Below are 24,549 nucleotides of genomic sequence, written 5' to 3'. Positions count from 1 at the left end.
GCTGGACGGCGCCTACCGCGCGGCCTGCCGGCATGATCGACATCGTCCTGCTGGTCCTGATCGGGGCCTCCGTCCTGCTTGGCCTGATGCGCGGCTTCGTCGGCATCGTGGTCAGCACGCTGTCCTGGCTGCTGGCCGGCTGGGCCGCGTTCCTGTTCGGCAATGACGCAGCCCATTGGTGGGCGGCGCCGCTGGAACCGGGCACCGGCCATTACGTTGCCGGCTACCTGGGGGTGTTCCTGATCGTCATGATCGCCGTCGGCCTGATCGGCATGCTGATCAAGGCGGCCGTGAAAGTGACCTGCCTGACCGGTGCCGACCGCCTGCTGGGCGGTGCATTGGGCCTGGTCCGCGGCGCCTTCCTGGGCTGCGTGCTGCTGATGCTGGCCGCCTTCACGCCGCTGCCGCAGGAGCCGGCCTGGCAGACCTCGCAGGTGCGGCCGCTGCTGCAACCCGGGGTGCGCTGGATGCAGGCGCAGCTGCCCGAGATGGCGTTGCCGGAGGTGAATCTGCCGCAACTGCCGACGATGGATTTGGGCAAGCCGCTCGCGACAGGCGATAATGGCGTCCTTGGCGACGTAGTGGCAGGGCGCGGATGGCCGCGTCCCGTTGACGAGGGGAGGGAGACGGCACCTGCCGACGCTGCGGCGCGCGGGCCGGCTTCCACACTGCCAGTCAATATCGAGCCGGCGCATCCGCGTCCGGACGACACCGCTCCGGCACGGAACGGTACCTCCGGCCAGGCACGGCCACCTTCACTGTAGATGGGCGCAGCCCAGCGGAGAATTCGCACCATGTGTGGCATCGTCGGAATCGTCGGCAACCAGAACGTCGCCGGGCAGTTGTATGACGGCCTGACCGTCCTCCAGCATCGTGGCCAGGACGCGGCCGGCATCGCCACCGCCGACGGCACCCGCCTGCGCGTGCAGAAGGCCAATGGCCTGGTGCGCGATGTGTTCGATGCCAAGCGGATGTCCACGCTGGAAGGCCGCGTCGGCATCGCGCATGTGCGCTATCCCACCGCCGGTTCGGAAGGCATGGACGAGGCGCAGCCGTTCTACGTGAACTCGCCGTACGGCATCGCGCTGGCCCACAACGGCAACCTGATCAATACCGAAGCCCTGCGCCAGCAGGTGTTCGAGCAGGACCGCCGCAACGTCAACACCGACTCGGACAGCGAAGTGCTGTTGAACGTGTTCGCGTTCGAACTGGACGCACAGCGCCAGCTGACCCCGGAAGCGGCGATCCGCGCCGTGGCCGCCGTGCACCGCCGCGTCAAGGGTGGCTATGCGGTGATCAGCGTGGTGCTGGGCCTGGGCCTGGTGGCCTTCCGTGATCCGCACGGCATCCGCCCGCTGGTGCTCGGCAAGCGTGCCCACGCCGAAGGCGACGAATACATCGTGGCCTCCGAATCGGCCGCACTGGACGTGCTCGGCTTCCAGCGCGTGCGCGATGTGCGCCCGGGCGAAGCGCTGGTCATCACCGCGCGTGGCGAGCTGTTCTCCGAAGTCTGCGCCGAACCGGTCGAGCACAGCCCGTGCATCTTCGAATACGTGTACTTCGCCCGCCCGGATTCGATGATCGACAACGTCTCGGTGCACAAGGCGCGCATGCGCATGGGCATCAAGCTGGGCGAGAAGATCCTGCGCCTGCGCCCGGATCACGACATCGACACCATCATCCCGATCCCGGATACCTCGCGCGATGCCGCGCTGGAGATCTCCAACACGCTCGGGGTGAAGTACCGCGAAGGCTTCATCAAGAACCGCTACATCGGCCGCACCTTCATCATGCCGGGCCAGGGTGAGCGGGTGAAGTCGGTGCGCCGCAAGCTCAACCCGATCCACCTGGAGTTCCGCAACCGCGTGGTGCTGCTGGTCGATGATTCGATCGTGCGCGGCACCACCAGCCAGCAGATCGTGCAGATGGCGCGCGACGCCGGTGCCCGCAAGGTCTACCTGGCCAGCGCCGCGCCGCCGGTGCGTTACCCCAACATCTACGGCATCGACATGCCGGCCGCCGAAGAACTGGTCGCGCACAACCGCAGCATCGAAGAAATCGAGAAGCACCTGGGCTGCGACTGGCTGATCTACCAGGACATCGAGGACATGGAAGCGGCGGTGAGCGAAGGCAACCCGGAGCTGAAGTCGTTCGATTCCTCGTGCTTCAACGGCGTCTACCCGACCGGGATCGAGCCGGGCTATTTCGAGCGCATCCAGCAGCTGCGTTCGGACGATGCCAAGCACAAGCGTCGCGCCTGAGGGCAGGGCATGAGTGACGTGTTGGACAGCGCGGCCGGCGATCTGCTGCAGGCCGCGCAGCAGTGCCTGGCCGAGCCGGATCCGTTGCGCAAGGTCGCGTTGACCCAGCACTACGCCGTGCAGTTCCGTGCCGGTCGCCTGAAGGCACCGGCCGATGCGCCGGCGCCGGAGCCGATCCGGATGCCGGGCCGCCCGGCCCGGCCCACACTCGTCCACCCGCGCGATCTGCCGCGTCGCGGCCTGGGCAGCGTGGAAGGGCGCGCGGCGTTCGTGCACGCCATCGCGCATATCGAACTCAATGCGATCGACCTGGCCTGGGATGCGGTCTACCGTTTCCGCGGCCTGCCGGGCTCCTTCCATGCCGACTGGGTCAGCGTGGCCGATGACGAATCGCGCCACTTCATGCTGCTGCACGATCGGCTGCAGGCCAACGGCTATGCCTACGGCGATTTCGACGCGCACAACGGCCTGTGGGAAATGTGCGAGAAGACCGCGCATGACGGGCTCGCGCGCATGGCGCTGGTGCCGCGTGTGCTGGAAGCGCGCGGGCTGGATGTCACCCCGGGCATGATCGTGAAGCTGCGCGCCGGAGGCGACCATGCCACCGCCGATGTGCTGGAGATCATCCTGCGCGAAGAGGTGGCGCATGTGGCCGCTGGTTCGCGATGGTACCGCTGGTACTGCACGCGCGAGAACGTCGAGCCACGCCCGCGGTTCATGGCATTGCTGCGCGAGTATGCCGGCGGCTTCCTGTATGGCCCGTTCAACCTGGAAGCCAGGCTGCTCGCCGGCTTCGACGAAGAAGAACTGGCCGAGCTGATCGAACAGACCGAACTGCGCGGTCAGGTGTTGGCCAGCACCACGCGCTGACCGTTTTCGGTCGGCCGGTTGACGTAGAACAGCCCTGGCCCCGGCCGATACGGCAGTTCCCGCGTGCCTTCATCGGCGGCATAGAGCAGCGCAGTGTCGCCCAGGGCATCGAAGTTCCAGTGCGCGGACTGCATCAGGTAATGCTGGCGAAGCGTGCGTTCCTGCGCGGCATCCAGCGGATGGGCGGCCAGCAACCGGGCCGCGATGGGCTGCAGTGCCGCGGGCAGTGCGAGTGCGGGCAACGCGTCCGGTGAGGTTGTCCAGGCGACACCTGCCGCGGCCGCACGCTGGTGCAGCAGCCGCAGCGCGATGAACTGGTAACGCGCATCGATCTCGCGGCGCAGCACCACCGCCGCGTACGCCCGCAGGGTGAATTGCGGCAGGACGCTGCGGCTGCCGGCGACCCGCTGCTGCTGCCAGTGGTGCCAGACATCCACCCAGATCGCGTCATCCCCCAGCCCCAGTGCGCGCTGCCAGCGCCGACACGTCGCCTGTGCGGCGCGGTAGACCGTGCTCGCGCGCAGCAGCGCCAGCGGCGGTACATCGCCTGCGGCCAGTCCGGTGCCACGCAGCAGCTGTCCCTCCGGCCGGCTCAGCAGCTTGGGTCCTTCGATGCGCTGGTCGTAGCCGCCGCCGATGTTGGCGTGCACGCCTGGCAACGCGATCTCTTCATGTTCGGGCGCCACGCTGGTCAGCGCGAAATGCTCGCGGTGCTCATCGCGCGCGACCAGCTGCACTATCTTGTCCGCGCAGCCGGCGGGCAGGGCGACCACCGGCATCTCATCGCCATGCTGGCGGCCGATCGCCACCACGGTATCGAGCAGGCCGACGAAGCGCACCGGCCGCACCGCGTCTGGAAATCCCGGCGCCAATGACCAGCCCGAGCGCACCAGTTGCTCGCGCAGCCACGCGGCGGCACCGGGTGCGTTGAGCACGTTCACCGCGTCGCGCGCGCTGGCCGCGCCACGCGAATAGCCGAACAGATCCATCCGCACGCTGCCGAGTACGCGGCCAGGGTGCGCACGGGCGAGCTGGCGCAGCGCGTCGGGCAGCAGCTGCTCCAGCGCCCGGCGTCGCTTCGCGCGGACACCGGTGCGACCGATGCCGAACGCCAGCCCCAACAGGTCGTCGTCTTCACCGGTGCGCGTGCCCACGCCCTCGATATAGAGCGACAGCGCGAGCGTGTTGCCTGCGGGCGGCATCTGCCGATGGTCCGGATACAGCGCATGCAGCCGCGCGATGTTGGTCAGGCCGTTGCTGTAGCTGCTGGTCAAGCGGCTCTGGTACGGGGAGGCATCATCGGCGACCACGGCCGGTGGGCGCGGTGTGGGCGTCGTGGCGCCTGCCGGGCGTGAGGCGCGCTGCAGGTTGTCAGCGTTGTTGCGGGTGCCGTCGAAGAACAGACCGATGTGCAGGGACACCGTCGGCGCCGTCGTCGGTTGGGTAGCTGCCACCACCATATCGTCCCTGCTCCCCGAGGATGCCCGGCTAAGGTAGCGCGGAAGCCCCGCGCCGGAACAGCACGGCAGGCCAGGCCGCTACCGGCGTCAGGTCGCCAGCGAATCCAGTGTCCAGCCGTCCGGTGTGACGCGCAACACCGAGCCCTGTTCGTACCAGTCGCCCAGCACGATGCGGGTGCAGTCGCGGCCACCGGCCTGCAGCGCGTGGATGGCCGGGCGGTGGGTGTGGCCGTGGATCATCGTGTCCACGCCGTAGCGGCCGAAGGTGGCATCCACTTCCGCCGGCGCGACATCGGTGACGGTCTCGAACTGGGCACGGTCACCCTGCTTCATTTCCGACTGGCGTGCCTGGCTGGCATCGCGCGCCTTCTGTGCGAAGGCGATGCGCGCGGCCAGCGGCTGCGACAGGAACTGCGCCTGGAACACCGGGTCGCGGGTCTGCGTGCGGAACTGCTGGTAGGCGATATCGTCGGTGCACAGCAGGTCGCCGTGCTGCAGCAGCACCGGGCGGCCATACAGATCAATCACGCTCGGGTCGGGCAGGATCGTGAATCCCGTGCGGCGCGCGTAGTCCTCGCCGACCAGGAAATCGCGGTTGCCGCGGATGAAGTACACCGGCACGCCGGCATCGGCCACGGCATGCAGCGCGACGGCCACCGCATCGGCGGCCGGGGAGGGCGTGTCATCGCCGATCCAGGCTTCGAACAGATCGCCCAGGATGTACAGGGCCTCGGCCTGCATCGCTTCATCGCGCAGGAAGGCCAGGAACAGGTCGGTGATGGCTGGACGACTCGGGTCCAGGTGCAGATCGGAGATGAACAGCGTGGTCATGGACCCATTGTAAAACGGGATCACGGGGCGAGGCAGCGCGACAGGTGAACTGCCCTTGTCGAGTCGAAAGGGGGCGCGGCGATCCTGCCTACAACGGCAGCCATTGCAGGCTGGCGGCGGCCAGCAGTGCGGCGATGCCGGTGGCGGCCAGCACATCGCTGGGGTAGTGCAGGCCCAGCACCACCCGCGACAGGCCGATCAGCACGGTGAACGGCACCAGCAACGGGGCCAGCCACGGGTAGTAGGCCAGTGCCACGATCGTGAAGGACACCGCGTGCAGGGTGTGCCCGGACGGGAAGCTGAACTCGTCCAGCGGCGCCACCCAGGCGCGGATGCGCAGGTCGGCGGCAAATGGCCGCGGGCGGCGCGTCCAGCGCTTGAGGCCCTTGTACAGCAGCAGTGCCATCAAGCCGGTGGCGGCCATGTGCAACGAAGCACGCAGGCCATCCAGGCCGTCCAGCAGCACCAGCGCGCCCATCAGCGCGTACCAGAACGCGCCATCGCCCAGGCGGCTGATCACCGCGAAGGCATGTCGGATCCGGCGGTGCCGGCAGTAGTGGTTGGCGCGGCGGCACCAGCGGGTTTCGCGCCCGCGCAGGGCATCAAGCGGCGTGGTCGGCATGCGGCCTCCGGGCCTGGGCCAGTTCAGCGAGCAGCGCATCGAACTCGGCGACCACGTGCTGCGGATGCAGCCGCTTCATCGCGGTGGCGGCAGTGCGGCCGAGCCGGTGGCGCAGGGCGTCGTCGCCGGCCAGCTGCACGGCGGCGGTCACAAACTCGCTGTCGTCATTCACGGCGATGCCGCTCTCATCGGTGCGCAGGTATTCCCGGGCGGCGCCGTAATCGAAGGCGACCGTGGCCAGACCGCTGGCCATGGCTTCAAGGGTGACGTTGCCGAAGGTCTCGCTGCGGCTGGGGAACAGGAACAGATCGCCGCTGGCGAAGTGCCGCGCCAGCGCATCCCCGCGCTGCACGCCGCAGAAGATGAAGTCCGGATTGTCGTGGGCCAGCTTGGCGCGTGACGGGCCATCGCCGACGAACACGAACCGCGCCTTCGGCCGCACCTGCTGCAGGCGGCGGAACGCTTTGACCGCCAGCCCGAGGTTCTTTTCCGGGGCGATGCGGCCGACGTAGATCGCGGCGAAGCCGTTGCCATCGATGCCCCACTCCTCGCGCAGCGCCGGGTCACGGCGCTCGGGCTCGAACTGACTGCTGTCCACGGCGCGCGCCAGCAGGCGCACGCGATCAAAGCCCTGCTCGCCGAGGAACTGCTGCAGCTCCTGGGTCGGCACCAGGGTGGCATCGGCCTGGTTGTGGAAGCGGCGCATCCAGCGCAGCGCGGCGGCCTGCAGCCAGGCCACGCCGTAGTCGGGCAGGTACTCATCGAAGCGGGTATGGAAGCCGGTGGCGACCGGAATCCCGAGGCGCCGCGCGGTGCGCAGTGCCGACCAGCCCAGCGGGCCTTCGGTGGCGATGTAGATCGCGTCCGGACGCTGCTGCTGCCACTGGCGGCTCAAGCGGGAGGGTGCGGGCAGGCCGAAGCGCAGGCCGGGGTAGCGCGGCAGGTTGGCGCCGGTGACCAGCACCGTGCCGTCCACCGCCTCGACATCGGAGGGTTGCCGGGGCCGGACCAGATCGACCTGATGGCCGGCGGCACGCAGCCCCAGTTCCAGGCCCTGTACGGTCAGGGCAACGCCGTTGACTTCAGGGGGGTAGGTTTCGGTGACGATGGCATAGCGCATGGCGGGCCTCCGGTATGCCACGCATGCTGGGGCCGGGCGATGTAGCCGACATGACCGCCGTATGACGTTGGGATGACGCGCGCACCGGCAGTAAAAAGCCACGGCCCCGAAGGGCCGTGGCGATCAAGCGTTGTTACCCGGCGGCGATCAGAAGCGCTGCTGATATTTCATGTACATGAAACGCCCGATATCGTAGCCGCCGTAGTAGGAGAAGTTGGAGTTCGGCTGGCTGTACATGATGGGGCCGTACTTCTCGAACACGTTGTTGGCACCGACCGAGACGGTCGCATCCCACGGCAGGGTGTAACGGAACTGCAGGTCGTGGAAGGTGACCGAGCCACGCTGGTTGTAGTCACGCGAGCCGGCGTACCACGGCGCCTGCACGCCCGGGTCGGAACACTCGTCCGGACGGGTCGTGGCGTTGATGCAGCGTTCCTTGACCCCGGCGTAATAGCGCGCGGTCCAGCTCACCCCGAAGTTTCCCACGTCCCAGCCCAGGGTCAGGTTGGAGCGCACGCGGAAGCCGCTGCCGATGCCGTTGCTTGGGGTGGGCACGACGTCGGTGTCGTTGGTCGTACGCGACAGATACGAGCTGACATAGGTGGTCGTCCAGCCCGTGGTCAGCTTGCCGTAAGCGGTATCCAGATGGTGGCTGAGCTCGAGGTCGTAGCCTTCCGTCTCCAGGAAGCCCGAGTTGCGCTTGCCGTATTTCAACGTGTCGACGATGCCGGTCACCGGATCGCGCGTGAAGCCACTGCAGCGCGACGCGATGCCCTGCTCATAGCAGTCGCGCAGCAGGTCGTTGGGATGATCGTTGACGATGGTGTTGTCGATGCGGATCTTCCACCAGTCCAGCGCCACGTTGAGGTTGGGCACGAAGCCAGGGCTCCAGACCAGACCCAGGGTACGGCTCGTTGAGGTTTCCGGCTGCAGATCCGGGTTGGAGCCGTTGGTGAACGGCACCGGGGTCTGGGCGCTGCTGCTGGTGATCGGCACGCCGCCCTGGCGCAGCTGGCGGTAGCTGTCCGCATTGGCGATGTCGGCGGCGCACCGTGCGCGGACCTCGGCACTGCTGGCCGAGGCACCGTAAACGGTGTCGCAGGGATCACGGTAGCCGGTGGTGAAGGTTTCCGAGCCGCCGCCGTACAGATCGGAGATGGTGGGGGCACGGAAGCCCTGCGCCCACGTGCCACGCACCAGCAGCTGCTCGATCGGTTTCCACTTGAAGCCGAACTTGCTGTTGAGGGTGGTGCCCAGGGTGTTGTAGTCCGAGTGGCGGGTGGCCGCGCTCAGGCTCAGCTCACGCGCGCCGGGCAGGTCGGCCAGGATCGGCACGCTGAGCTCGAGGTAGGCCTCATTGACCTTGTAGCCGCCCCCGGTCGGACCGGCGGCCAGATTGGTGGTGGCACCGCTCTGGGCCAGCGGATCGGGGATGAACTCACCGGCCTCCTTGCGGGTTTCCACGCCGAAGGCGAAGCCCAGATCACCGGCCGGCAGCGTCATCACCGTGCCGGCGATGCTGGCGAACGCATTGCGGGTGGTGGTCTTGCCACGGGAGATTTCCGGCGGGAACAGGTAGTCGATCAGCGCCTGGTTGCCGGTCAGGCCATTGGGGTCGTTGCTGCCGTAGGGCACCAGCGGATTCCACGGCATGCAGCCGGCAATCGGCGCGCCAGGAACGCCGCATTCCACCTTGCCGGTAGCCTCGTTGTAGTACGACGGGCCGACCGCGTTCTTGACGCGTTCCTTGTTGAGGTTGCCGGTGGAGGTCTGCAGCAGTTCGCTGCGGTTGTATTGATAGCCCACTTCCCAATCGAAGTAGCGCTCGCCCACCTCGAAGCTGCCTTCCAGCGTGGCCACGGCGCGCCAGGTGGTCAGCTCGCTGGTGCTGACCCGCGGGACCTCCCAGGCGCGACGGTTCCAGGCGATGTCGGTGGGGTTCCCATGGCCGTGGTGGTTGCCGAACGGGTTGAACCAGCTGTCGGCCGACATCGGCCCGATGCCGGCGGTGGCGGACTGCAGCGGATAGCCGGCCACCTGGCGGGTGGACGTGCGCTTGTTGTAGCCCAGCTGCGTGGTCAGGCGGATGTCATCGGTCAGGTCCACGCGCCCATCGAGGAACAGCGAATCGCGCTTGAGGGGCGAGATCAGGTGCATCTGCTCCGGTGCGTTGCTGACATCGCCGGTGAACGGGGTCAGGTCGCTGAGATGATAGTTGGCCGGGTTGGTCGGGTCGGTACCGCGATCCAGCGAGTAGTTGCAGCCTGCCGCGGCGGTGCAGCCCGGGCCCTTCAGGCCGTTGATCTGACCCCACTGACTGACCTGGGTCCAGTCGTCGCCGGGGTGGCGCGTGGTGTTCGGGAATTGGCTGAACCAGCGATCGCGTGCCCACACCCCCTTCTCTTCGGTGTGCTCGGCCGAGAAGGTCAGCGAGGCGCGGTCGTTGGACCAGCCGGCCACCACGTCGACGCTGTTACGCGCGCCATCGCCCTGGCTGTACTGGCCTTGGTAGACGTTGGCAGTGACGCCATTGACGTTGCTGCGGGTGATGATGTTGATCACGCCGGCCATGGCGTCCGAACCATAGATCGCCGAGGCACCGTCCTTCAGCACCTCCATGCGTTCGATCGCCGAGACCGGCACGCTGGAGATGTCCTGGTAGCCGCCGGTGTTGATGCCCAGGCGCTTGCCGTTGATCAGCACCAGGGTGCGCTGCGCGCCGAGGTTGCGCATGTCGATGTAGGTGCCACCGGCGTTCTCGCCAGCGGCCAGTACGTTGGAGCGGCTGATGGACGGGCTGCCCACCGCGGTCAGGTTCTGCAGGATGTCGGCGACCGAGCTGAAGCCCTGGCGCTCGATGTCGGCGCGGCTGATCGCGAGCACCGGCTGGGCGGATTCGACATCGACCTGGCGGATGCGCGATCCGGTGATCTCGATGCGGTCCAGGGTGGTCGGGGTGGCGTCCTGGGCGAGGACGGCGGTGGAAGCCAGGCCAGCGGTGCCGGCCACCAGGGCAAGGCGGATCGCCTGCCCCAACGGGGTGGTGGATGAAGACATGATCGACTCTCTCTCTTATCGGAACGACGTCCAAGAGGTCGGCGGACCAAGTACCGCCTTCCTCAAAAATCCAGCCGTGTGAAGGCCGGTGCCCCGAGAGTAGATCGATTGGTTAAGTTTCCATGAGGGAGATGTGAGGGTGTTCTCACAAATAATTCACGGGTTCGGCGTTCTGCGAAGTCAGCCTGAAAATTGCTGCAGATGCACGCTACGAAGCAGGCAAAAAGCGTCAGGCAACGAAGGGGCGGAACTGCACCCCCAGCCCGGCCATGCCCTCGGTTTCGCCGATCAGGTCCGCGCGCAGCAGCGGACGCGCATCGATGTACGCCTGCGGCAGGATCAGCGACAAGCGCGCGTCATCGGCGGTCAGTTCCAGTGCGGGCATCGGTGTGTCTTCGTGCGCGCGGTTGAGCAGGACCGCCAGGCGCAGCAGCGCGGTCATGCGCCGTGCCGGCTGCAGGAGACGTTCGGGCAGTGCATCGAAGGCGGACTTGGAAATGTTGCGGCGATGGCTGCGCACCAGCGCGGCCAGCAGCTGCTGTTCCTGCCGCGAGAAACCGGCGATGTCCGAGTTCTCCAGCACGTAGCTGCCATGCACGTGGTAACCGCTGTGCGCGATCATCAGGCCGAGCTCGTGCAGCCGCGCGGACCAGCCGAGCATGCGGGCATCGTCCGGATCCAGCTGCCAGCTTTCTTCGACCTGGGCGAGCAGGTTCATGGCCGTGCTTTCCACGCGATCAGCCTGGACGGTATCGATGCCGTAACGCTGGGTCAGTGCCGCGACCGATTCGTCGCGCAGGTCGTTCTCGCTGGCGCGGCCGAGGATGTCGTAGAGAATGCCCTCGCGCATCGCGGCCTTGCTGACCAGCAGCTTCTGCAGCCCGAGTGCCTGGAAGGCGGCTTCGAGCACCAGGATGCCACCGGCGATGATCGGGCGACGATCCGCGGAGAGGCCCGGCAGATCGATGTCTTCGATGCGCTTGGCCTTGAGCAGCTCATCGCGCAGCTGCGGCAATGCCTCGGCGGTGATCGCGCCCTTGCTCAGTTTCATGGTGGCGCAGATTTCGCTGATCGCCTTGTGCGTGCCGGAGGACCCCAGTGCTTCGTGCCAGCCCAGTGCGCGGTACTTGTTGGCGAACTGCTGGAACTCCGCGCCGATTTCGGTCAAGGCGTCCTTCCAGCGCTTCTTGCTCAGCTTGCCGCCCGGGAAGAAGCGGCGCGTGCTGGCGATGCAGCCGGCCTGCAGGCTTTCGCGCTCCAGGGTCTGCATGCCCTGGCCGATGATGAATTCCGTGGAGCCACCGCCGATATCGATCACCAGCCGGCGCTGGTCCGCCTTGGGCGGCTGCGCATGGGCCACGCCGAGGTAGATCAGACGCGCCTCTTCGCGGCCGCTGACCACTTCGATCGCATGCCCGAGCGCGGTTTCGGCCGGCATCAGGAAGGCCTGCGGCGAGCGCAGCTGGCGCACCGTGTTGGTGGCCAGCGCGCGGACGCGTACCGAGGGGATCGCACGGATGCGCTGGCCGAACCGGGCCAGGCATTCCAACGCGCGCTGACGGGCCTCGGCGGACAGGCCGCCTTTGCCATCCAGGCCATCGGCCATGCGCACGGTCTCGCGCAGGCGGTCGACCACCCGCAACTGCCCGAGGGTGTATCGCGCGATGACCATGTGGAAACTGTTGGATCCCAGGTCGATGGCGGCGAGCAGGTCGCCATCCTGCAAAGCGGGCGGAGTCGTGGAGGTATGCGGCATTTGCGAATGTTAGCCGAACGGTGGGTCGCGAAGTCACCGCGCGCCCTTCACATGGGCTCTCTGCGACGACCGGTCGCATCGAAGGGGCAGGCAATTACCGCGTACCGACCAACGGTCGGTACCTACAGACCCTGCAGCAGGGCCATCTGCGCCGCGTGCGGCGGCTCGTCGTGGCCGGGCGTGCACTTGATGTAGCTGCCGTCGGCCTGCAGCTCCCAGGCGTTGAGGTTGTCGTCCAGGTAGTTCTGCAGCACGTCGCGGTAGACCTTGCGTGCCAGTTCCGGGTCCAGGATGGGGAAACAGGTCTCGACCCGGCGCAGCAGGTTGCGCTCCAGCCAGTCCGCGCTGGCGCAGAACAGCTCCGAGGCCCCATCGTTGCCGAACCAGTAGACCCGGCTGTGTTCCAGGAAGCGGCCGACGATCGAGCGCACCCGGATGGTGTCCGAGACACCGGGGACGCCGGGGCGCAGCGTGCAGGCGCCGCGCACGATCAGGTCGATCTGCACGCCCGCCTGCGAGGCCGCGTACAGGGCCCGGATCATCTGGGGTTCGTTGAGGGCGTTCATCTTGGCGATGATCCGCCCCGGACGGCCACTGGCGGCCAGGCGTGTTTCGCGCTCGATCCGCTGCAGCAGACCCGGGTGCAGGGTGAAGGGCGACTGCAGCAGGCGCTTGAGCTTCATCCGCGGGGCCAGCCCGGACAGCTGCTGGAACAGCAGGTGCACATCGTTGCCGATGTCCGGATCGGCGGTGATCAGGCTCAGGTCGGTGTAGGCCCGCGCGGTACCGCTGTGATAGTTGCCGGTGCCCAGGTGCACGTAGCGGCGCAGCTTGCGGCCTTCGCGGCGCACGATCAGCAGCATCTTGGCGTGGGTCTTGAAACCGACCACCCCGTAGACGACCTGCACGCCGGCTTCCTGCAGGCGGTCGGCCAGGCCGAGGTTGGCTTCTTCATCGAAGCGCGCGCGCAGCTCGACCACGACGGTCACGTCCTTGCCGTTGCGTGCGGCGTGGATCAGCGCATCGACGATCAGCGAATCCTTGCCGGTGCGGTACAGCGTCTGCTTGATCGCCAGCACGTTCGGGTCGACGGCCGCCTGCTTGATCACGTCCAGCACGGCAGTGAACGCATCGAAGGGGTGGTGCAGGAGCACATCCCGGCGCGCGACGATCTCGAAGATGCCATCGCTGTCGCGCAGCACGCGCGGGCTCAGCGAGGGGTACTTCAGGTCCGGCCGCTGGATCACGTCGTACAGCTGGACCACGCGGTTGAGGTTGACCGGGCCGTCGATGCGGTAGACCGCGTTTTCGGTCAGCCCGAAGTTCTGCAGCAGGGTGCGCACGATGTCGCGCGGGCAGTCCTGCGCGATCTCCAGCCGCACGGCCGGGCGGTAGCCCCGGTCAACCAGCTCATCGCGCAGCGCCAGCGCCAGGTTCTCGACCTCTTCCTCGTCCACCACCAGCTCGGAATTGCGGGTCACGCGGAACTGATACGCGCCCTGGACTTCCATGCCCGGGAACATCTCATCGACGAACGTGGACAACACCGAGGACAGGAACACGAAGGTCTGCGGGCCGCCGAGTTTTTCCGGCAGCTGGATGATGCGCGGCAGTGAACGCGGTGCACGCACGATCGCCAGATGCCCAGCGCGACCGAACGCGTCGGTGCCCTTGAGCACGACCACGATGTTCAACGACTTGTTGAGGATCTTCGGGAACGGGTGCGACGGATCCAGGCCGAGCGGGGACAGCACCGGCATGATCTCGTTGCGGAAATACGCCCGCAGCCAGCGCTTCTGGCGATGGTTCCAGGAGTGCCGGCCGAGCACGTCGATGCCGGCTTCATGCAGTGCCGGGCGCAGGGTCTCGTTCCAGCAGCGGTACTGCTGGTCCACCAGCTGCGCGGCGCGGTCATGGATGGCGTTGAGGATCGCCTGCGGCGTCATGCCGTCCGGCGCTGGCGGCAGGCCGAACTCCTGCGCATGGCGCACCGCGGCCGCGCGGATCTCGAAGAACTCGTCCAGGTTGGTGCAGGAGATGCACATGAAGCGCAGGCGCTCCAGCAGCGGTACCTGCGGGTCCATGGCCTGGGCCAGCACGCGGAAGTTGAAATCCAGCTGCGACAGCTCACGGTTGATGTACAGCGCCGGATCGCGCAGCGGATCGCCGTCCACAGGCACGGCGACGGGAACAGGAGTGCTCATGCGGAAAAGTCTTCAGAAGAAGGAAGGGAGACGACCTCGTTGCGCGCACGCACCTGGTCGGCATCGAAATGGCACGAGAACGTGCTGCCTTTACCCACCTCGCTCTGGATCTCCAGGCGGGCGTGGTGCAGGCCGAGAATGTGTTTGACGATCGACAGCCCCAGGCCGGTGCCGCCGCTTTCGCGCGAGCGGCTGCTGGAGACACGGTAGAAGCGTTCGGTCAGGCGCGGCAGATGGTTGGCCGGGATGCCGTAACCGGTATCGCGTACCGACAGCACCACACCTTCGCCTTCGCGCGCGAACTCCACTTCCACGCGGCCACCGGCCGGGGTGTAGCGCACCGCGTTGGTGACCAGGTTGGAGAATGCGCTGTGCAGTTCCTTGTTGGAGCCCTGCAGATCCACACCGGCGGTATCGATGAAGCTGATCTGGTGACGGCCCTGGCTGTGTGCTTCGGCCTCGCGACGCAGCGTGGCCAACATCGGCGTCATCGCCACGGCTTCGGCTTCGGTGTGTTCCTGCGATTCCAGCCGCGACAGGGTGAGCAGGTCTTCGACCAGCTGCGCCATGCGCTGGGATTGCTTGCGCATTTCCTCCAGCATCGGGCCGGTGCCGGGGAAGTCCTCCGGGTCCATCATGTCCAGGTAACCGTGCACTACCGTCAGCGGCGTGCGCAGTTCATGCGAGACGTTGGCGACGAAGTCGCGGCGGACCTGTTCCAGTCGCAGCAGCTTGCTGACGTCGCGTGCGATCAGCAGCCAGTAATCGGGCGAGTAGGGGATCAGGCGCAGGTTGAGGCGGATCGCCTGATCGACCGGGGAGGGCACATCCAGGATCGGTTCGGCATTGCGGCCCCCGGCCAGCCAGTGCGCCAGCGGCATCGGCTGCAGGCGTTCAACCAGCGCTTCGCCCAGGTCGCCCGGGTGGTGCAGACCGAGCAGCGAGGTCGCCGCTTCGTTGAACCACTGCACGCGCTGGCTGTTGCGGTCGACCACCACCACCGCATCCGGCAGCGCGGCCGCAGCAGCGCGATAGCTGCGCAGCATGTCCAGCAGGCGACGCTTGCGCGTGCGCATTTCCCACTGGTTGCGGTAGAGCAGGCGGTCCAGCTCGTTCCATACACCGGTGCCGTCACCCATGTCCCAGCGATGGCGCGCGGTGAGGCCGCGCAGCACCCGGCGCAGCCGCCAGTAATGCCACGCCAGTGCACCGATGGAGGCCAGTGCGATGCACATCCACACATGTCCGACTGCCAGGCCCAGCAAGCCGGCCGCGAGCAGCAGGGCGGCGAGGGTGGCCAGCGTTTTCAACCAGGCAGAACGGATGTGGCGGGGCATTGCGGTCTCGCAGAAAGTGCGGTCCTCGGACTCGATCCAAGGTTATAGCAGGAGTGGCCGGAACCGGGCATGCGCGCCCGGGACCGGCCCGACGAGACTCAGGTGGACGTCGAGAACCGGTAGCCGGCGCCGCGTACGGTCTGCACCATGTTCTCCGCGGCGAACGGCTCCAGCGTCTTGCGCAGGCGGCGGATGTGCACGTCGATGGTGCGCTCCTCCACATACACGCTGCCGCCCCACACGTGATCCAGCAACTGGGCGCGGGTGTACACGCGCTCAGGGTGGGTCATGAAGAAGTGCAGCAGGCGGTACTCGGTCGGACCGATCGGCACCGGCTGGTCGCCGGCGAAGACGCGGTGCGCGGCGCCATCGATGCGGATCGTACCGACCGCGACGCTGCCATCTTCGTCATCGTCGCGGGCGCGGCGCATGACCGCACGGATGCGGGCCAGCAGTTCGCGCGCCGAGAACGGCTTGACCACGTAGTCGTCCACTCCGGCTTCCAGGCCACCGACGCGGTCGTTCTCTTCCCCGCGCGCGGTCAGCATGATGATCGGCACTTCGCGGGTCAGGGCTTCTTTGCGCCAGCGCCGGGCCAGCTCCAGGCCGCTGGTGCCCGGGAGCATCCAGTCCAGCAGGATCAGGTCCGGGACGCGATCGGCGATGGCGGTCTGCGCCTCGCGCGCGTCGCCGGCATGGATCGGGTCGTAGTCGCCCTTGCGCAGGGCAAAGGCGACCATTTCGCGGATCGCGGGTTCGTCATCGACGATCAGGATGCGTTTCTGCACGTGCCCACCGTATTGCTCATCAGATCGGGATTGAGCTCAGTAGACTACGGTTTCATGACAGGTTTGTGACGAGGGGGCCGTTCCCGTCGTTGACCGCCATCCCACCGTCATCCCGACCCCTTGAACGGCGCCTCAGCGGCGGTCCAGTTCCGGGTCGTCGATGCCTTGGCGGCGCATTTCCAGCACGGTCGGGGTGATGCTCTCGATCCGGGCATCGACCCGGGCCCGGCCCACGTAGTCCAGGTCCGGTTGCCGCTTCAGGGCCTGCAGCTGGATCAGGGCCTGCTCCGGCCGGCCGCTGAGGAAGGCCGCCTCGGCATAGGCCTCGCTGGCCCGGGTGGTATCCCCGGCCAATTCGCTGGCGCGGGCGAAGCGCTGCTGGAAGACCGGATCATTGCCGCTTTGCGACAGCATCGGGCGCAGCATCGCCTGCGCGCGCTGGCCGGCCTCGCGCCCGCCCTGTTCATTGAGGATGGTGGCGTAGGTCAACGCGACCGGGCGGCTGCCGGGGTGCTGGCGCATCAGGGTCTCGAAACGGGCGTTGGCCTGGGCCTGCTGGCCGCTGCGCGACTCCGCCTCGCCCAGCGCCAGTGCCACCCAGACGTTGTCGGGGTGGTCGCGCAGCAGCTCGGCCAGGTCGCGGCTGGCCTGCGCGGCGGCACTGTTGCGCAGCCGGCCCAGGGCCAGCCCGTAGCGCTGTGGTTCGGTCAGCCCGTTCTTCTGCGCGCGCTGCAGGCTTTCGTATTCGCGGATGACATCGCCCGGGGTGTCGGCGCTGAGCACCCGCAGCCGCTCGCGCGCCCATTCGAACTGACCGGTGCTGCCGCGGCTGAGCGAGTTGACCGAAATCTGCATCGAGGCCGGCAGCAACGGGTTGCTCCGCCGCACCAGAGGATCGGACAACGCCGGGTCGGACGGGTTCACCCGTTCCTGGCGGACGCCGCCGGGCACCTCGGTGGTCAGCAGCACCGTGTCTTTCTTCATCTGTTCGGCGCGGGCCTTGGCCTCGCTGATGCGGGTGGTGGTGACCGGGTGGGTCTGCAGGAAGTCCGGGACGCTGTAGCCCCCCTGGTTGCCACGCATCGAGGCGGACATGCGCTCGAAGAAGCCGGCCATGGCATCCACGTCATAGCCGCTGCGGGCCAGGGTGCGGATGCCCAGGCGGTCGGCCTCGGATTCGTTGGAGCGGGTGTAATTGATCTGGCGCTGCTGCATCAGCCCCATGCCCGAGGTGATCGCGGCCATAGTGGCGTCACCGGAGGAGTTGCCGCCGGCCTGCTGCGCAGCCACGATCGCGGCAAGCATGCCGAGCAGGATCGGGATCTGGTCGCGCTGTGCGCGCTCGACGCCGCGCAGCACGTGCTGCTGGGTGACGTGGGCGATTTCGTGGGACAGCACCGCGGCGACCTCGTCCTCGCGCTCGGCGGTCAGTACCAGGCCCGCATTGACCCCGATGTAGCCGCCCAGGGTCGCGAAGGCATTGATCTGCCGGTCCTTGAGCATGAAGAAGGTGTAGGACTGGCGTGGCTGGGCGCTGTTGGAGCCCAGCCGGGCACCCATGGTCTGCAGCCAGTCATCGACCAGCGGGTCATCGAGCAGGTACCCGTAGTTGCGCAGTTCGCGCAGCATCATCCCGCCGTATTCGGCCTGCCGTGCCGGGGTCAGCAGCTCGCCGGCCGAAGAACCGATGTCCGGCAGCTTGCTTTCCTGGGCCCCGGCCAGCGGTACGGCCAGGGCCAGGGTCAAGGCGGCAGAGAGCAGCAGAGGGCGCAAACGGAGCTCCTGGGGGAAGGCGGACGACAGCGTGACAGGGCCAGTGCAACCTGCAGTTAAACCACAGTGTTGCGACGGTGACGTGGAAAATCCAGCGGACCGCTACCATATACAGACCAACGTTCCGCTGTGGAGTTTCCCGTGAGCCAAGATGCTGTTTCCACCCCCGGTGGCGCCCCCGCCATCACCATCTACTCGACCGCGGTGTGCCCGTACTGCGTGGCCGCCAAGAACTTCCTGAAGAGCAAGGGCCGCGACTGGACCGAGGTCCGGATCGATCTGGACCCGGTCGAGCGCGAGAAGATGATGGCCAAGACCCGCCGCACCAGCGTGCCGCAGATCTTCGTGGGCGAGGTCCATGTGGGCGGCTACGACGACATGATGGCGCTGCACCGTGCCGGCAAGCTGGAGCCGCTGCTGGCCGGGCAGGACCCGGCATGAGCGCGGCCGACGACGGCAGCAAGGACCGCATTGCCGAATTCACCGAGTTCCGCCAGCGCATGAACCAGCGCATCCTGGGGGAACCCAACCAGGTCGTGCGCCGCTTCTTCGCGCTGGATACCCAGACCTACCAGGCCGGCGCGCTGGATGTGAAGACCAAGGAGCTGCTGGGCCTGGTCGCCTCGATGGTGCTGCGCTGCGATGACTGCATCAGCTACCACGTGGCCCAGTGCAAGGACGCCGGCGTGACCCGCGAGGAGTTCTTCGAGACCTTCTCGGTCGGCCTGGTGGTCGGCGGCTCGATCGTGATCCCGCACCTGCGCCGGGCGGTGGATTTCCTGGACCAGCTCGAAGGTGGCGCCGACGCGCCGGCCGTTCACGAGCATTGAGACCGGGGCCGACCCGGCCCCGCCGCGGTAGAGCCGACCGTTGGTCGGCTTCGTTGGCCCCCAGCGCTCTCGGTGCTGCAACGGTCTCCCGTTCATGTTCTGGACCACGTTTCCACCGACCAACGGTCGGTGGCTACCCATCGTTCAGCACCCCGTGATTGCCTGCGCGGGGTAGAGGAGGCATGCGCGGCAATTCTGCCTTGCCCGCCTAAGACCAATGGCCCATTTGGGGTCCATCGGGCGGGTAAGGCATAATTGCCGATGAAACTTCCCTTGCGCCCGCGCTTTGCGCACCTCACGGATGGCGCTCCCCCTCGGTTCGGAATACACATCAATGACGCAGAAAATCACGGTCATCCGCGGTGACGGCATCGGCCCGGAGATCATGGACGCTACCCTGTTCGTGCTCGGCAAGCTGGACACCGGCTTTGAATACGAAGACGCCGACGCGGGCCTGGCTGCGCTGGAAAAGCACGGCGATCTGATGCCGGCCTCCACGCTGGAGTCGATCGCACGCAACAAGATCGCGCTGAAGAGCCCGCTGACCACGCCGGTCGGTGGCGGCTTCACCTCGATCAACGTCAGCCTGCGTCGCCATTTCGACCTGTACGCGAACGTGCGTCCGGCGGTCTCGTTCCCGAACACCAAGTCGCGTTTCGGCGACGGCGTGGACCTGATCACCGTCCGTGAGAACACCGAAGGCGCGTACCTGGCCGAAGGCCAGGAAGTGTCGGCCGATGGCGAGACCGCCTTCTCCGGCACCCGCATCACCCGCAAGGGCTCCGAGCGCATCGTGCGCTACGCCTTCGAGCTGGCCCGCAGCACCGGCCGCAAGAAGGTCACCGCCGTGCACAAGGCCAACATCATCAAGTCGACCTCGGGCCTGTTCCTGGCCGTGGCGCGTGAAGTGGCAGCCAAGTACCCGGACATCGAGTTCCAGGAAATGATCGTCGACAACTGCTGCATGCAGCTGGTGATGCGTCCGGAACAGTTCGATGTGATCGTGACCACCAACCTGTTCGGCGACATCATCTCCGACCTGTGTGCCGGTCTGGTCGGCGGCCTGGGCCTGGCCCCGGGCGCCAACATCGGTGAGAACGCGGCGATCTTCGAAGCCGTGCACGGCACCGCGCCGGACATCGCCGGCCAGGGCAAGGCCAATCCGTGCGCGCTGCTGCTGGCCGCCGCACAGATGCTGGACCATGTCGGCCAGGTCGACAACGCCGAGCGCCTGCGCAAGGCCATCGTGGCCACGCTGGAAGCCAAGGATTCGCTGACCGGCGACCTGGGTGGCACCGGCAACACCATGGGCTTCGCCCAGGCCATCGCCAGCCGCCTGTAAGCGGCCGGCGCTCTTGCTGGGTGCTGTCCCAGGCGGTAGCCAGGCAACGCTGCGCATTGTTGAAGACGGGCCGTCCATGTACGGCCCGTCTGCGTTTTAAAGTGCGGCTTTTCACCGACAGGGTTTTTGCAGATGCCTGATGCGGCTGTGTGGGTGGTGGCGGCTGTTGCCGTCTATGCGATCGGCGTAGGCATCTACTTCGTCTTCTGCTGGCCCTGGTCCCGTTCCCAGCGCGCGTTGCGTCGCCTGCGCAAGCATGGGGTCTCCATCCGCAACCTGCGGCACAGCGAAGCGCGCGCGCTGCAGTTGATCGAATGTCCGGCGGGGACGCCGGTGTACCGGCTGGAGGGCGCCTGCGCGGAGTTCATCATCAGGGGCAAGAATGGGGCAGCGCATGTGCAGACCCTCGCAGGGGTGCCGGTGAAGTACCCGGCGGGCCTGGAACGTGCCGTGCGCGCTGGCAGCAACGCTGCCGAAGTGGTGCCAGGGCGAAAGGACGCGGTGATCGTGCGGCTCAATGGCGTCACGCTGGCGTCGTCGAGTCGAGCCCTGCGCGGCTGATCGTTTACGGGCGCCCGAACGAAAAGCAGTCGCGCCTGGCGCGACTCCACACGATCGGTCTGTTCGAAATCTGCACAGATCATGTGTCAATCCATGGCTGGTTCGTGCGCCATCCGCCTCGCATCCTGTGCCCACTTTCCATCGCACAGGAGTCGTCCCATGAACCTCACGGCCTTCGGCCTGGCCAGCCTGATCGGCATGGCTGCCACCGCCCCGGTGGTTGCCACTGAACCGTCCCATCCCACCATCCGCCACATGGCGGGTGCCCCGGTGCCCGCCTCGCTCGACGCAGCGAAGACCGCGGTGCTGGTGATCGACTTCCAGAACGAATACTTCGATGCCCGTGCCGCGCCAGGTTTCGCCGGCGGCCGCATGGTCATTCCCGACGGCATGGCCGCACTGCGCCAGACCCGCCGCGTGGTCGACTTCGCCGATGCCCACGGCATCCGCGTCATCCACGTGCAGCATGTGCTGCCGGCGGGCGCGCCGCTGTTCGCGCAGGGGAGTGTCAACGTCGCCTTCCATCGTGACATGCAGCCGCGCAGTGGCGAAACCGTCATCCAGAAGGACAACGTCAGCGTGTTCGCCGGCGCCTCGGCTGCGGCGCTGGATACGGTGCTCAAGCAGGCCGGCATCGACACGTTGATCATCACCGGCCTCCAGACCCATGCCTGCGTCGTCGGGGCCGCCCGCGACGCGGCTGCGGCGCCGCGCGGCTACCGTGTCCTCGTGGCGTCCGATGCCAGCGCCAGTCGCGACCTCGACCTGGCCGATGGCACGCGCATCGGCCACCGCGCGTTGCACGAGGCGTCCCTGGCGCAGATCGAGGATGCATTCGGCGATGTCATGGCCACCGACGCGATCCTGGCCCTGCCGGTCCGCGAGGCGGGCGAGGGCGCTTGATAAGCTGGGCAGGCCCGCATCCGGCGGGTCCTGCCACTCGCCTGGAGCTGACTGCCGATGGATCACTTCGCCGCCCTGCGCGCGCTGCGCGCCATCGTCGAGGCCGGCAGCTTCAGTGCGGCCGCAGAGCGGCAGGGAACCACCCACTCCTCCCTGTCGCGGCAGCTGCGGCAGCTGGAAGAGCACCTGCAGGTCCGGTTGCTCGATCGCACCACCCGGCGGCTGTCGCTGACCGAGGCCGGGCGCGACTATTACCGCGATGCCGTAGCCCTGCTTGAGCGGCTGGAGCTGGCCGACGACCGCGCCCGCGCGGGCCAGGCAGCGCCGAGCGGGCGCCTGCGCATCAGCGTGCCGCAGGTGGTGGCCAGCCAGGAATTGCCGCAGTGGCTGCCGGGGTTCCTGGCCCGCTATCCGCAGGTAAGCCTGGATCTGTCGGCCAACGACCAGCTGGTGGACGTGGTCGGGGGTGGTTTCGACATGGCGCTTCGCATTGCCGCCAGCCTGCCCGACAGCCAACTGGTGGCCCGCGAACTGGCATGCTGCCCGCGCATCCTGGTGGCCGCGCCGGCTTACCTGGCCCGGCACGGCCTGCCGCGCCAGGTGGCGGACCTTCCGGCGCACACGCTGCTGGCGTTCCAGCCCGGCGCGGCCAGTACCGCTTGGCACCTGCAGGGCCCGCGGGGCGCGCAGGCCAGCGTGGAGGCCGGCCAACGGCTGCGCGTGGACGCCACGCCCGCCCTCTATGCCGCAGTGCGGGCCGGCATGGGTATCAGCCTGTTTACCGCGTTGACCGTGCAGGACGATCTGCGCGCCGGTCGCCTGATCCATGTGTTGCCTGGCTGGCATGCCGGGCAGCGCCGCTACTTCGCGCTGTATCCGCACGCCCGTTCGCTGGCGCCAAAGGTGCGCGCGCTGGTGGAGCATCTGGCTGCGCATTACGCAGGGCAAGCCGGCGCGGCGGCCTAGTACCCTTCCAGGCGCTCCGGCCGGAGCTTGCCGGGGCGCCATGCGGGCGCATGAAGAAGGGCGCCCGAAGGCGCCCCTGATGCGTGCCTGGCCAGTGGCTCAGCGCTGCTGGATCTTGGAGAGCAGGCGCAGGAATTCCACGTACAGCCACACCAGCGTGACCATCAGGCCGAACGCACCGTACCACTCCATGTACTTCGGGGCGTGTGCGGCGGCACCGGTTTCGATGAAGTCGAAATCCAGCACCAGGTTCAGCGCGGCCACCGCCACCACGAACAGGCTGAAGGCGATGCCCAGCAGGCTGGCATCGTGGATCACCGGCACGTTGATGTTGAAGAAGCTCAGCACGAAGGAGGCCAGGTACACCAGCGCGATGCCACCGGTGGCGGCGAACACGCCCATCTTGAACTTCTCGGTGACCTTGATCACGCCACTGCGGTACAGCATCAGCAGCGCGAACAGGGTGCCGAAGGTCAGCAGCACCGCCTGGAACACGATGCCTGGGAACTTCATGTTGAACACGGCCGAGATCGCACCGAGGAAGAAGCCTTCCACCAGGGCATACATCGGCGCAGTGACGGGCGACCATTCCTTCTTGAACACGGTGACGAGTGCCAGGATCAGCCCGCCCACCGCGCCGCCGATGGTGTACATCATCGCGCTGGAGGACACCTGCCCATAGGCATCGACCGACTGGCTCCACGCGAAGGCGGCCGTCAGCACGGTGAGCAGCAACAGGACGCCGGTCTTGTTGACGGTGCCGTTGATGGTCATCGCCTGGTCGGGGCGGGCCACGACCGAGCCGCTGGCCAGGTCGAGGAAGGTCGACTCGGAAAGTGCGGGATTGCCGCTGCGCATTGCCAATCTCCTTGATGGGGTAGGGGTTCGGCCATCCGGCCGCTGACCCGAGCATAGCGGAAGCGGCCCTCGGTCACGACGACATGTGAATTGATGTGTGAAAACCGTTGACAGATGCCACACCGATTCCCACAATAGGCGGCTCTTTCGGGGGGAACCCCGGAGGGAAACAAACCGCCGGGGTATAGCGCAGTCTGGTAGCGCGCCTGCTTTGGGAGCAGGATGTCGGGGGTTCGAATCCCTCTACCCCGACCAAGCCCGCTGCTCAAATCGGGATTGGAATGCGACAATCCGGATCGAGCGCCCGTAGCTCAACTGGATAGAGCACCGGCCTTCTAAGCCGGCGGTTACAGGTTCGATTCCTGTCGGGCGCGCCATTCGGTGCAAGCGGTAGGAAGCAAAGTTTTCAGTGGTGGCTGTAGCTCAGTTGGTTAGAGTTCCGGATTGTGATTCCGGTGGTCGGGGGTTCGAGTCCCCTCAGCCACCCCACTGATTCAAACTGGTTCATCGAAAGTGAATCAGGGTTGCAAAAGGCAGCACACACGCTACAATGTGCGCCTGAGTTTTTCAGGGCTGTTAGCTCAGTTGGTAGAGCAGTTGACTCTTAATCAATAGGTCCAAGGTTCGAATCCTTGACAGCCCACCAAGACAGAAGCCATCGGGTCCGCCCGGTGGCTTTTTTCTTGTTCGCGACATGACGTTGAACAGCTGGCGCGTTGGCGGTCTACTGCCGGCATTGGCCGCCCGTTCAAACAAAACGCTTGCGTCGCGTGCAGGAAACCCTGCATAATTCGCCTCCCGATTTTCGGGCTGTTAGCTCAGTTGGTAGAGCAGTTGACTCTTAATCAATAGGTCCAAGGTTCGAATCCTTGACAGCCCACCAAGACAGAAGCCGCCTGGTCCGCCAGGCGGCTTTTTTCTTTTCCGGGGTGCGTATCTGAAAGCCTCCTGAAACCGGGGTCGAACGCGACACCCTGCGTTTCCAAGCTGCGCGACAGCGCACGGATCGC

Annotated in this window: 20 protein-coding genes and 5 tRNA genes; 14 read left to right on the top strand and 11 right to left on the bottom strand. The window is 67.0% G+C overall.

What is annotated here, in order from left to right:
- Positions 1-32: 32 nt before the first annotated feature.
- Genes ABE546_RS10695 through ABE546_RS10685 form a run of 3 tightly spaced genes read left to right on the top strand, consistent with a single transcriptional unit; the run spans position 33 to position 3,131 of the window.
- Positions 33-764 (top strand): CvpA family protein, encoded by a 732-nt coding sequence (locus ABE546_RS10695; RefSeq protein WP_346463646.1) that lies wholly within the window; start codon positions 33-35, stop codon positions 762-764.
- A 30-nt stretch (positions 765-794) separates the two neighbouring features.
- Complete coding sequence (gene purF / locus ABE546_RS10690) at positions 795-2,261, top strand: amidophosphoribosyltransferase (RefSeq protein ID WP_019185825.1); 1,467 nt, start codon at positions 795-797, stop codon at positions 2,259-2,261.
- A 9-nt stretch (positions 2,262-2,270) separates the two neighbouring features.
- Positions 2,271-3,131: a ferritin-like domain-containing protein gene (locus ABE546_RS10685; RefSeq protein ID WP_313217344.1), complete on the top strand. Its 861-nt coding sequence runs from the start codon at positions 2,271-2,273 to the stop codon at positions 3,129-3,131.
- On the opposite strand, the gene ABE546_RS10680 is transcribed toward ABE546_RS10685, so the two are convergent.
- The 10 genes from ABE546_RS10680 to ABE546_RS10635 form a co-directional block, all read right to left on the bottom strand.
- On the bottom strand, positions 3,104-4,591 hold the full coding sequence (locus tag ABE546_RS10680; protein WP_346463644.1) for a DUF2235 domain-containing protein: 1,488 nt from the start codon (positions 4,589-4,591) through the stop codon (positions 3,104-3,106). The two genes, ABE546_RS10685 and ABE546_RS10680, sit on opposite strands and share 28 nt — an antisense overlap.
- A gap of 87 nt (positions 4,592-4,678) precedes the next feature.
- Positions 4,679-5,422, bottom strand: coding sequence for a UDP-2,3-diacylglucosamine diphosphatase (gene lpxH, locus ABE546_RS10675; RefSeq protein WP_346463642.1), 744 nt, complete (start codon positions 5,420-5,422; stop codon positions 4,679-4,681).
- 88 nt (positions 5,423-5,510) lie between these two features.
- Positions 5,511-6,044: a phosphatase PAP2 family protein gene (locus ABE546_RS10670; RefSeq protein ID WP_313209580.1), complete on the bottom strand. Its 534-nt coding sequence runs from the start codon at positions 6,042-6,044 to the stop codon at positions 5,511-5,513.
- Positions 6,025-7,164, bottom strand: a complete 1,140-nt coding sequence (locus ABE546_RS10665; RefSeq protein ID WP_346463640.1) for a glycosyltransferase family 1 protein — start codon at positions 7,162-7,164, stop codon at positions 6,025-6,027. Before ABE546_RS10665 ends, ABE546_RS10670 begins: the two co-directional genes overlap by 20 nt.
- 147 nt (positions 7,165-7,311) lie before the next feature.
- Positions 7,312-10,221, bottom strand: coding sequence for a TonB-dependent receptor (locus ABE546_RS10660; RefSeq protein ID WP_346463638.1), 2,910 nt, complete (start codon positions 10,219-10,221; stop codon positions 7,312-7,314).
- A gap of 229 nt (positions 10,222-10,450) precedes the next feature.
- A complete protein-coding gene (gene ppx, locus ABE546_RS10655; protein ID WP_313209572.1) occupies positions 10,451-11,977 on the bottom strand; it encodes an exopolyphosphatase in 1,527 nt (508 codons plus the stop codon).
- Between the two features lie 122 nt (positions 11,978-12,099).
- Positions 12,100-14,181, bottom strand: coding sequence for a polyphosphate kinase 1 (gene ppk1, locus ABE546_RS10650; protein WP_346463636.1), 2,082 nt, complete (start codon positions 14,179-14,181; stop codon positions 12,100-12,102).
- Positions 14,178-15,518 (bottom strand): phosphate regulon sensor histidine kinase PhoR, encoded by a 1,341-nt coding sequence (gene phoR / locus ABE546_RS10645; protein WP_346463634.1) that lies wholly within the window; start codon positions 15,516-15,518, stop codon positions 14,178-14,180. Before phoR ends, ppk1 begins: the two co-directional genes overlap by 4 nt.
- A 98-nt stretch (positions 15,519-15,616) precedes the next feature.
- Positions 15,617-16,306, bottom strand: coding sequence for a phosphate regulon transcriptional regulator PhoB (gene phoB, locus ABE546_RS10640; protein ID WP_121042967.1), 690 nt, complete (start codon positions 16,304-16,306; stop codon positions 15,617-15,619).
- Positions 16,307-16,438: 132 nt separating this feature from the next.
- Complete coding sequence (locus ABE546_RS10635; protein WP_070426710.1) at positions 16,439-18,079, bottom strand: M48 family metalloprotease; 1,641 nt, start codon at positions 18,077-18,079, stop codon at positions 16,439-16,441.
- Positions 18,080-18,220: 141 nt separating this feature from the next.
- On the opposite strand from ABE546_RS10635, the gene grxC reads away from it, so the two are divergent.
- The 6 genes from grxC to ABE546_RS10605 all read left to right on the top strand — a co-directional run bounded on the left by grxC (position 18,221) and on the right by ABE546_RS10605 (position 22,681).
- Positions 18,221-18,520 (top strand): glutaredoxin 3, encoded by a 300-nt coding sequence (grxC, locus tag ABE546_RS10630; RefSeq protein ID WP_019185813.1) that lies wholly within the window; start codon positions 18,221-18,223, stop codon positions 18,518-18,520.
- Complete coding sequence (locus ABE546_RS10625; protein ID WP_256776270.1) at positions 18,517-18,909, top strand: carboxymuconolactone decarboxylase family protein; 393 nt, start codon at positions 18,517-18,519, stop codon at positions 18,907-18,909. The genes grxC and ABE546_RS10625 overlap by 4 nt, the downstream gene beginning before the upstream one ends.
- Before the next feature lie 334 nt (positions 18,910-19,243).
- Entirely contained in the window at positions 19,244-20,251 is a 1,008-nt protein-coding gene (locus tag ABE546_RS10620; RefSeq protein ID WP_346463632.1) for an isocitrate dehydrogenase, read from the top strand.
- A 132-nt stretch (positions 20,252-20,383) separates the two neighbouring features.
- Positions 20,384-20,812, top strand: a complete 429-nt coding sequence (locus tag ABE546_RS10615; RefSeq protein WP_346463630.1) for a hypothetical protein — start codon at positions 20,384-20,386, stop codon at positions 20,810-20,812.
- 159 nt (positions 20,813-20,971) lie between these two features.
- Complete coding sequence (locus tag ABE546_RS10610; protein WP_346463628.1) at positions 20,972-21,715, top strand: isochorismatase family cysteine hydrolase; 744 nt, start codon at positions 20,972-20,974, stop codon at positions 21,713-21,715.
- A gap of 57 nt (positions 21,716-21,772) precedes the next feature.
- A complete protein-coding gene (locus tag ABE546_RS10605) occupies positions 21,773-22,681 on the top strand; it encodes a LysR family transcriptional regulator (RefSeq protein ID WP_070426713.1) in 909 nt (302 codons plus the stop codon).
- A 99-nt stretch (positions 22,682-22,780) separates the two neighbouring features.
- Here the strand turns inward: ABE546_RS10605 and ABE546_RS10600 are convergent, their stop codons facing one another.
- Positions 22,781-23,539, bottom strand: a complete 759-nt coding sequence (locus ABE546_RS10600) for a Bax inhibitor-1/YccA family protein (protein WP_346463626.1) — start codon at positions 23,537-23,539, stop codon at positions 22,781-22,783.
- Positions 23,540-23,717: 178 nt separating this feature from the next.
- Between ABE546_RS10600 and ABE546_RS10595 the strand changes: the two genes are divergently transcribed.
- The 5 genes from ABE546_RS10595 to ABE546_RS10575 all read left to right on the top strand — a co-directional run bounded on the left by ABE546_RS10595 (position 23,718) and on the right by ABE546_RS10575 (position 24,422).
- A tRNA-Pro gene (locus ABE546_RS10595) sits at positions 23,718-23,794 on the top strand.
- Between the two features lie 45 nt (positions 23,795-23,839).
- A tRNA-Arg gene (locus ABE546_RS10590) sits at positions 23,840-23,916 on the top strand.
- A 35-nt stretch (positions 23,917-23,951) separates the two neighbouring features.
- Positions 23,952-24,028, top strand: a tRNA-His gene (locus ABE546_RS10585).
- Between the two features lie 81 nt (positions 24,029-24,109).
- Positions 24,110-24,185, top strand: a tRNA-Lys gene (locus ABE546_RS10580).
- Between the two features lie 161 nt (positions 24,186-24,346).
- Positions 24,347-24,422: transfer RNA gene (locus ABE546_RS10575), tRNA-Lys, on the top strand.
- Positions 24,423-24,549 lie beyond the last annotated feature (127 nt).

Source organism: Stenotrophomonas sp. TWI377 (genome assembly GCF_039674525.1).
GTDB lineage: Bacteria > Pseudomonadota > Gammaproteobacteria > Xanthomonadales > Xanthomonadaceae > Stenotrophomonas.
This window is presented reverse-complemented; position numbering and strand designations above follow the sequence as displayed.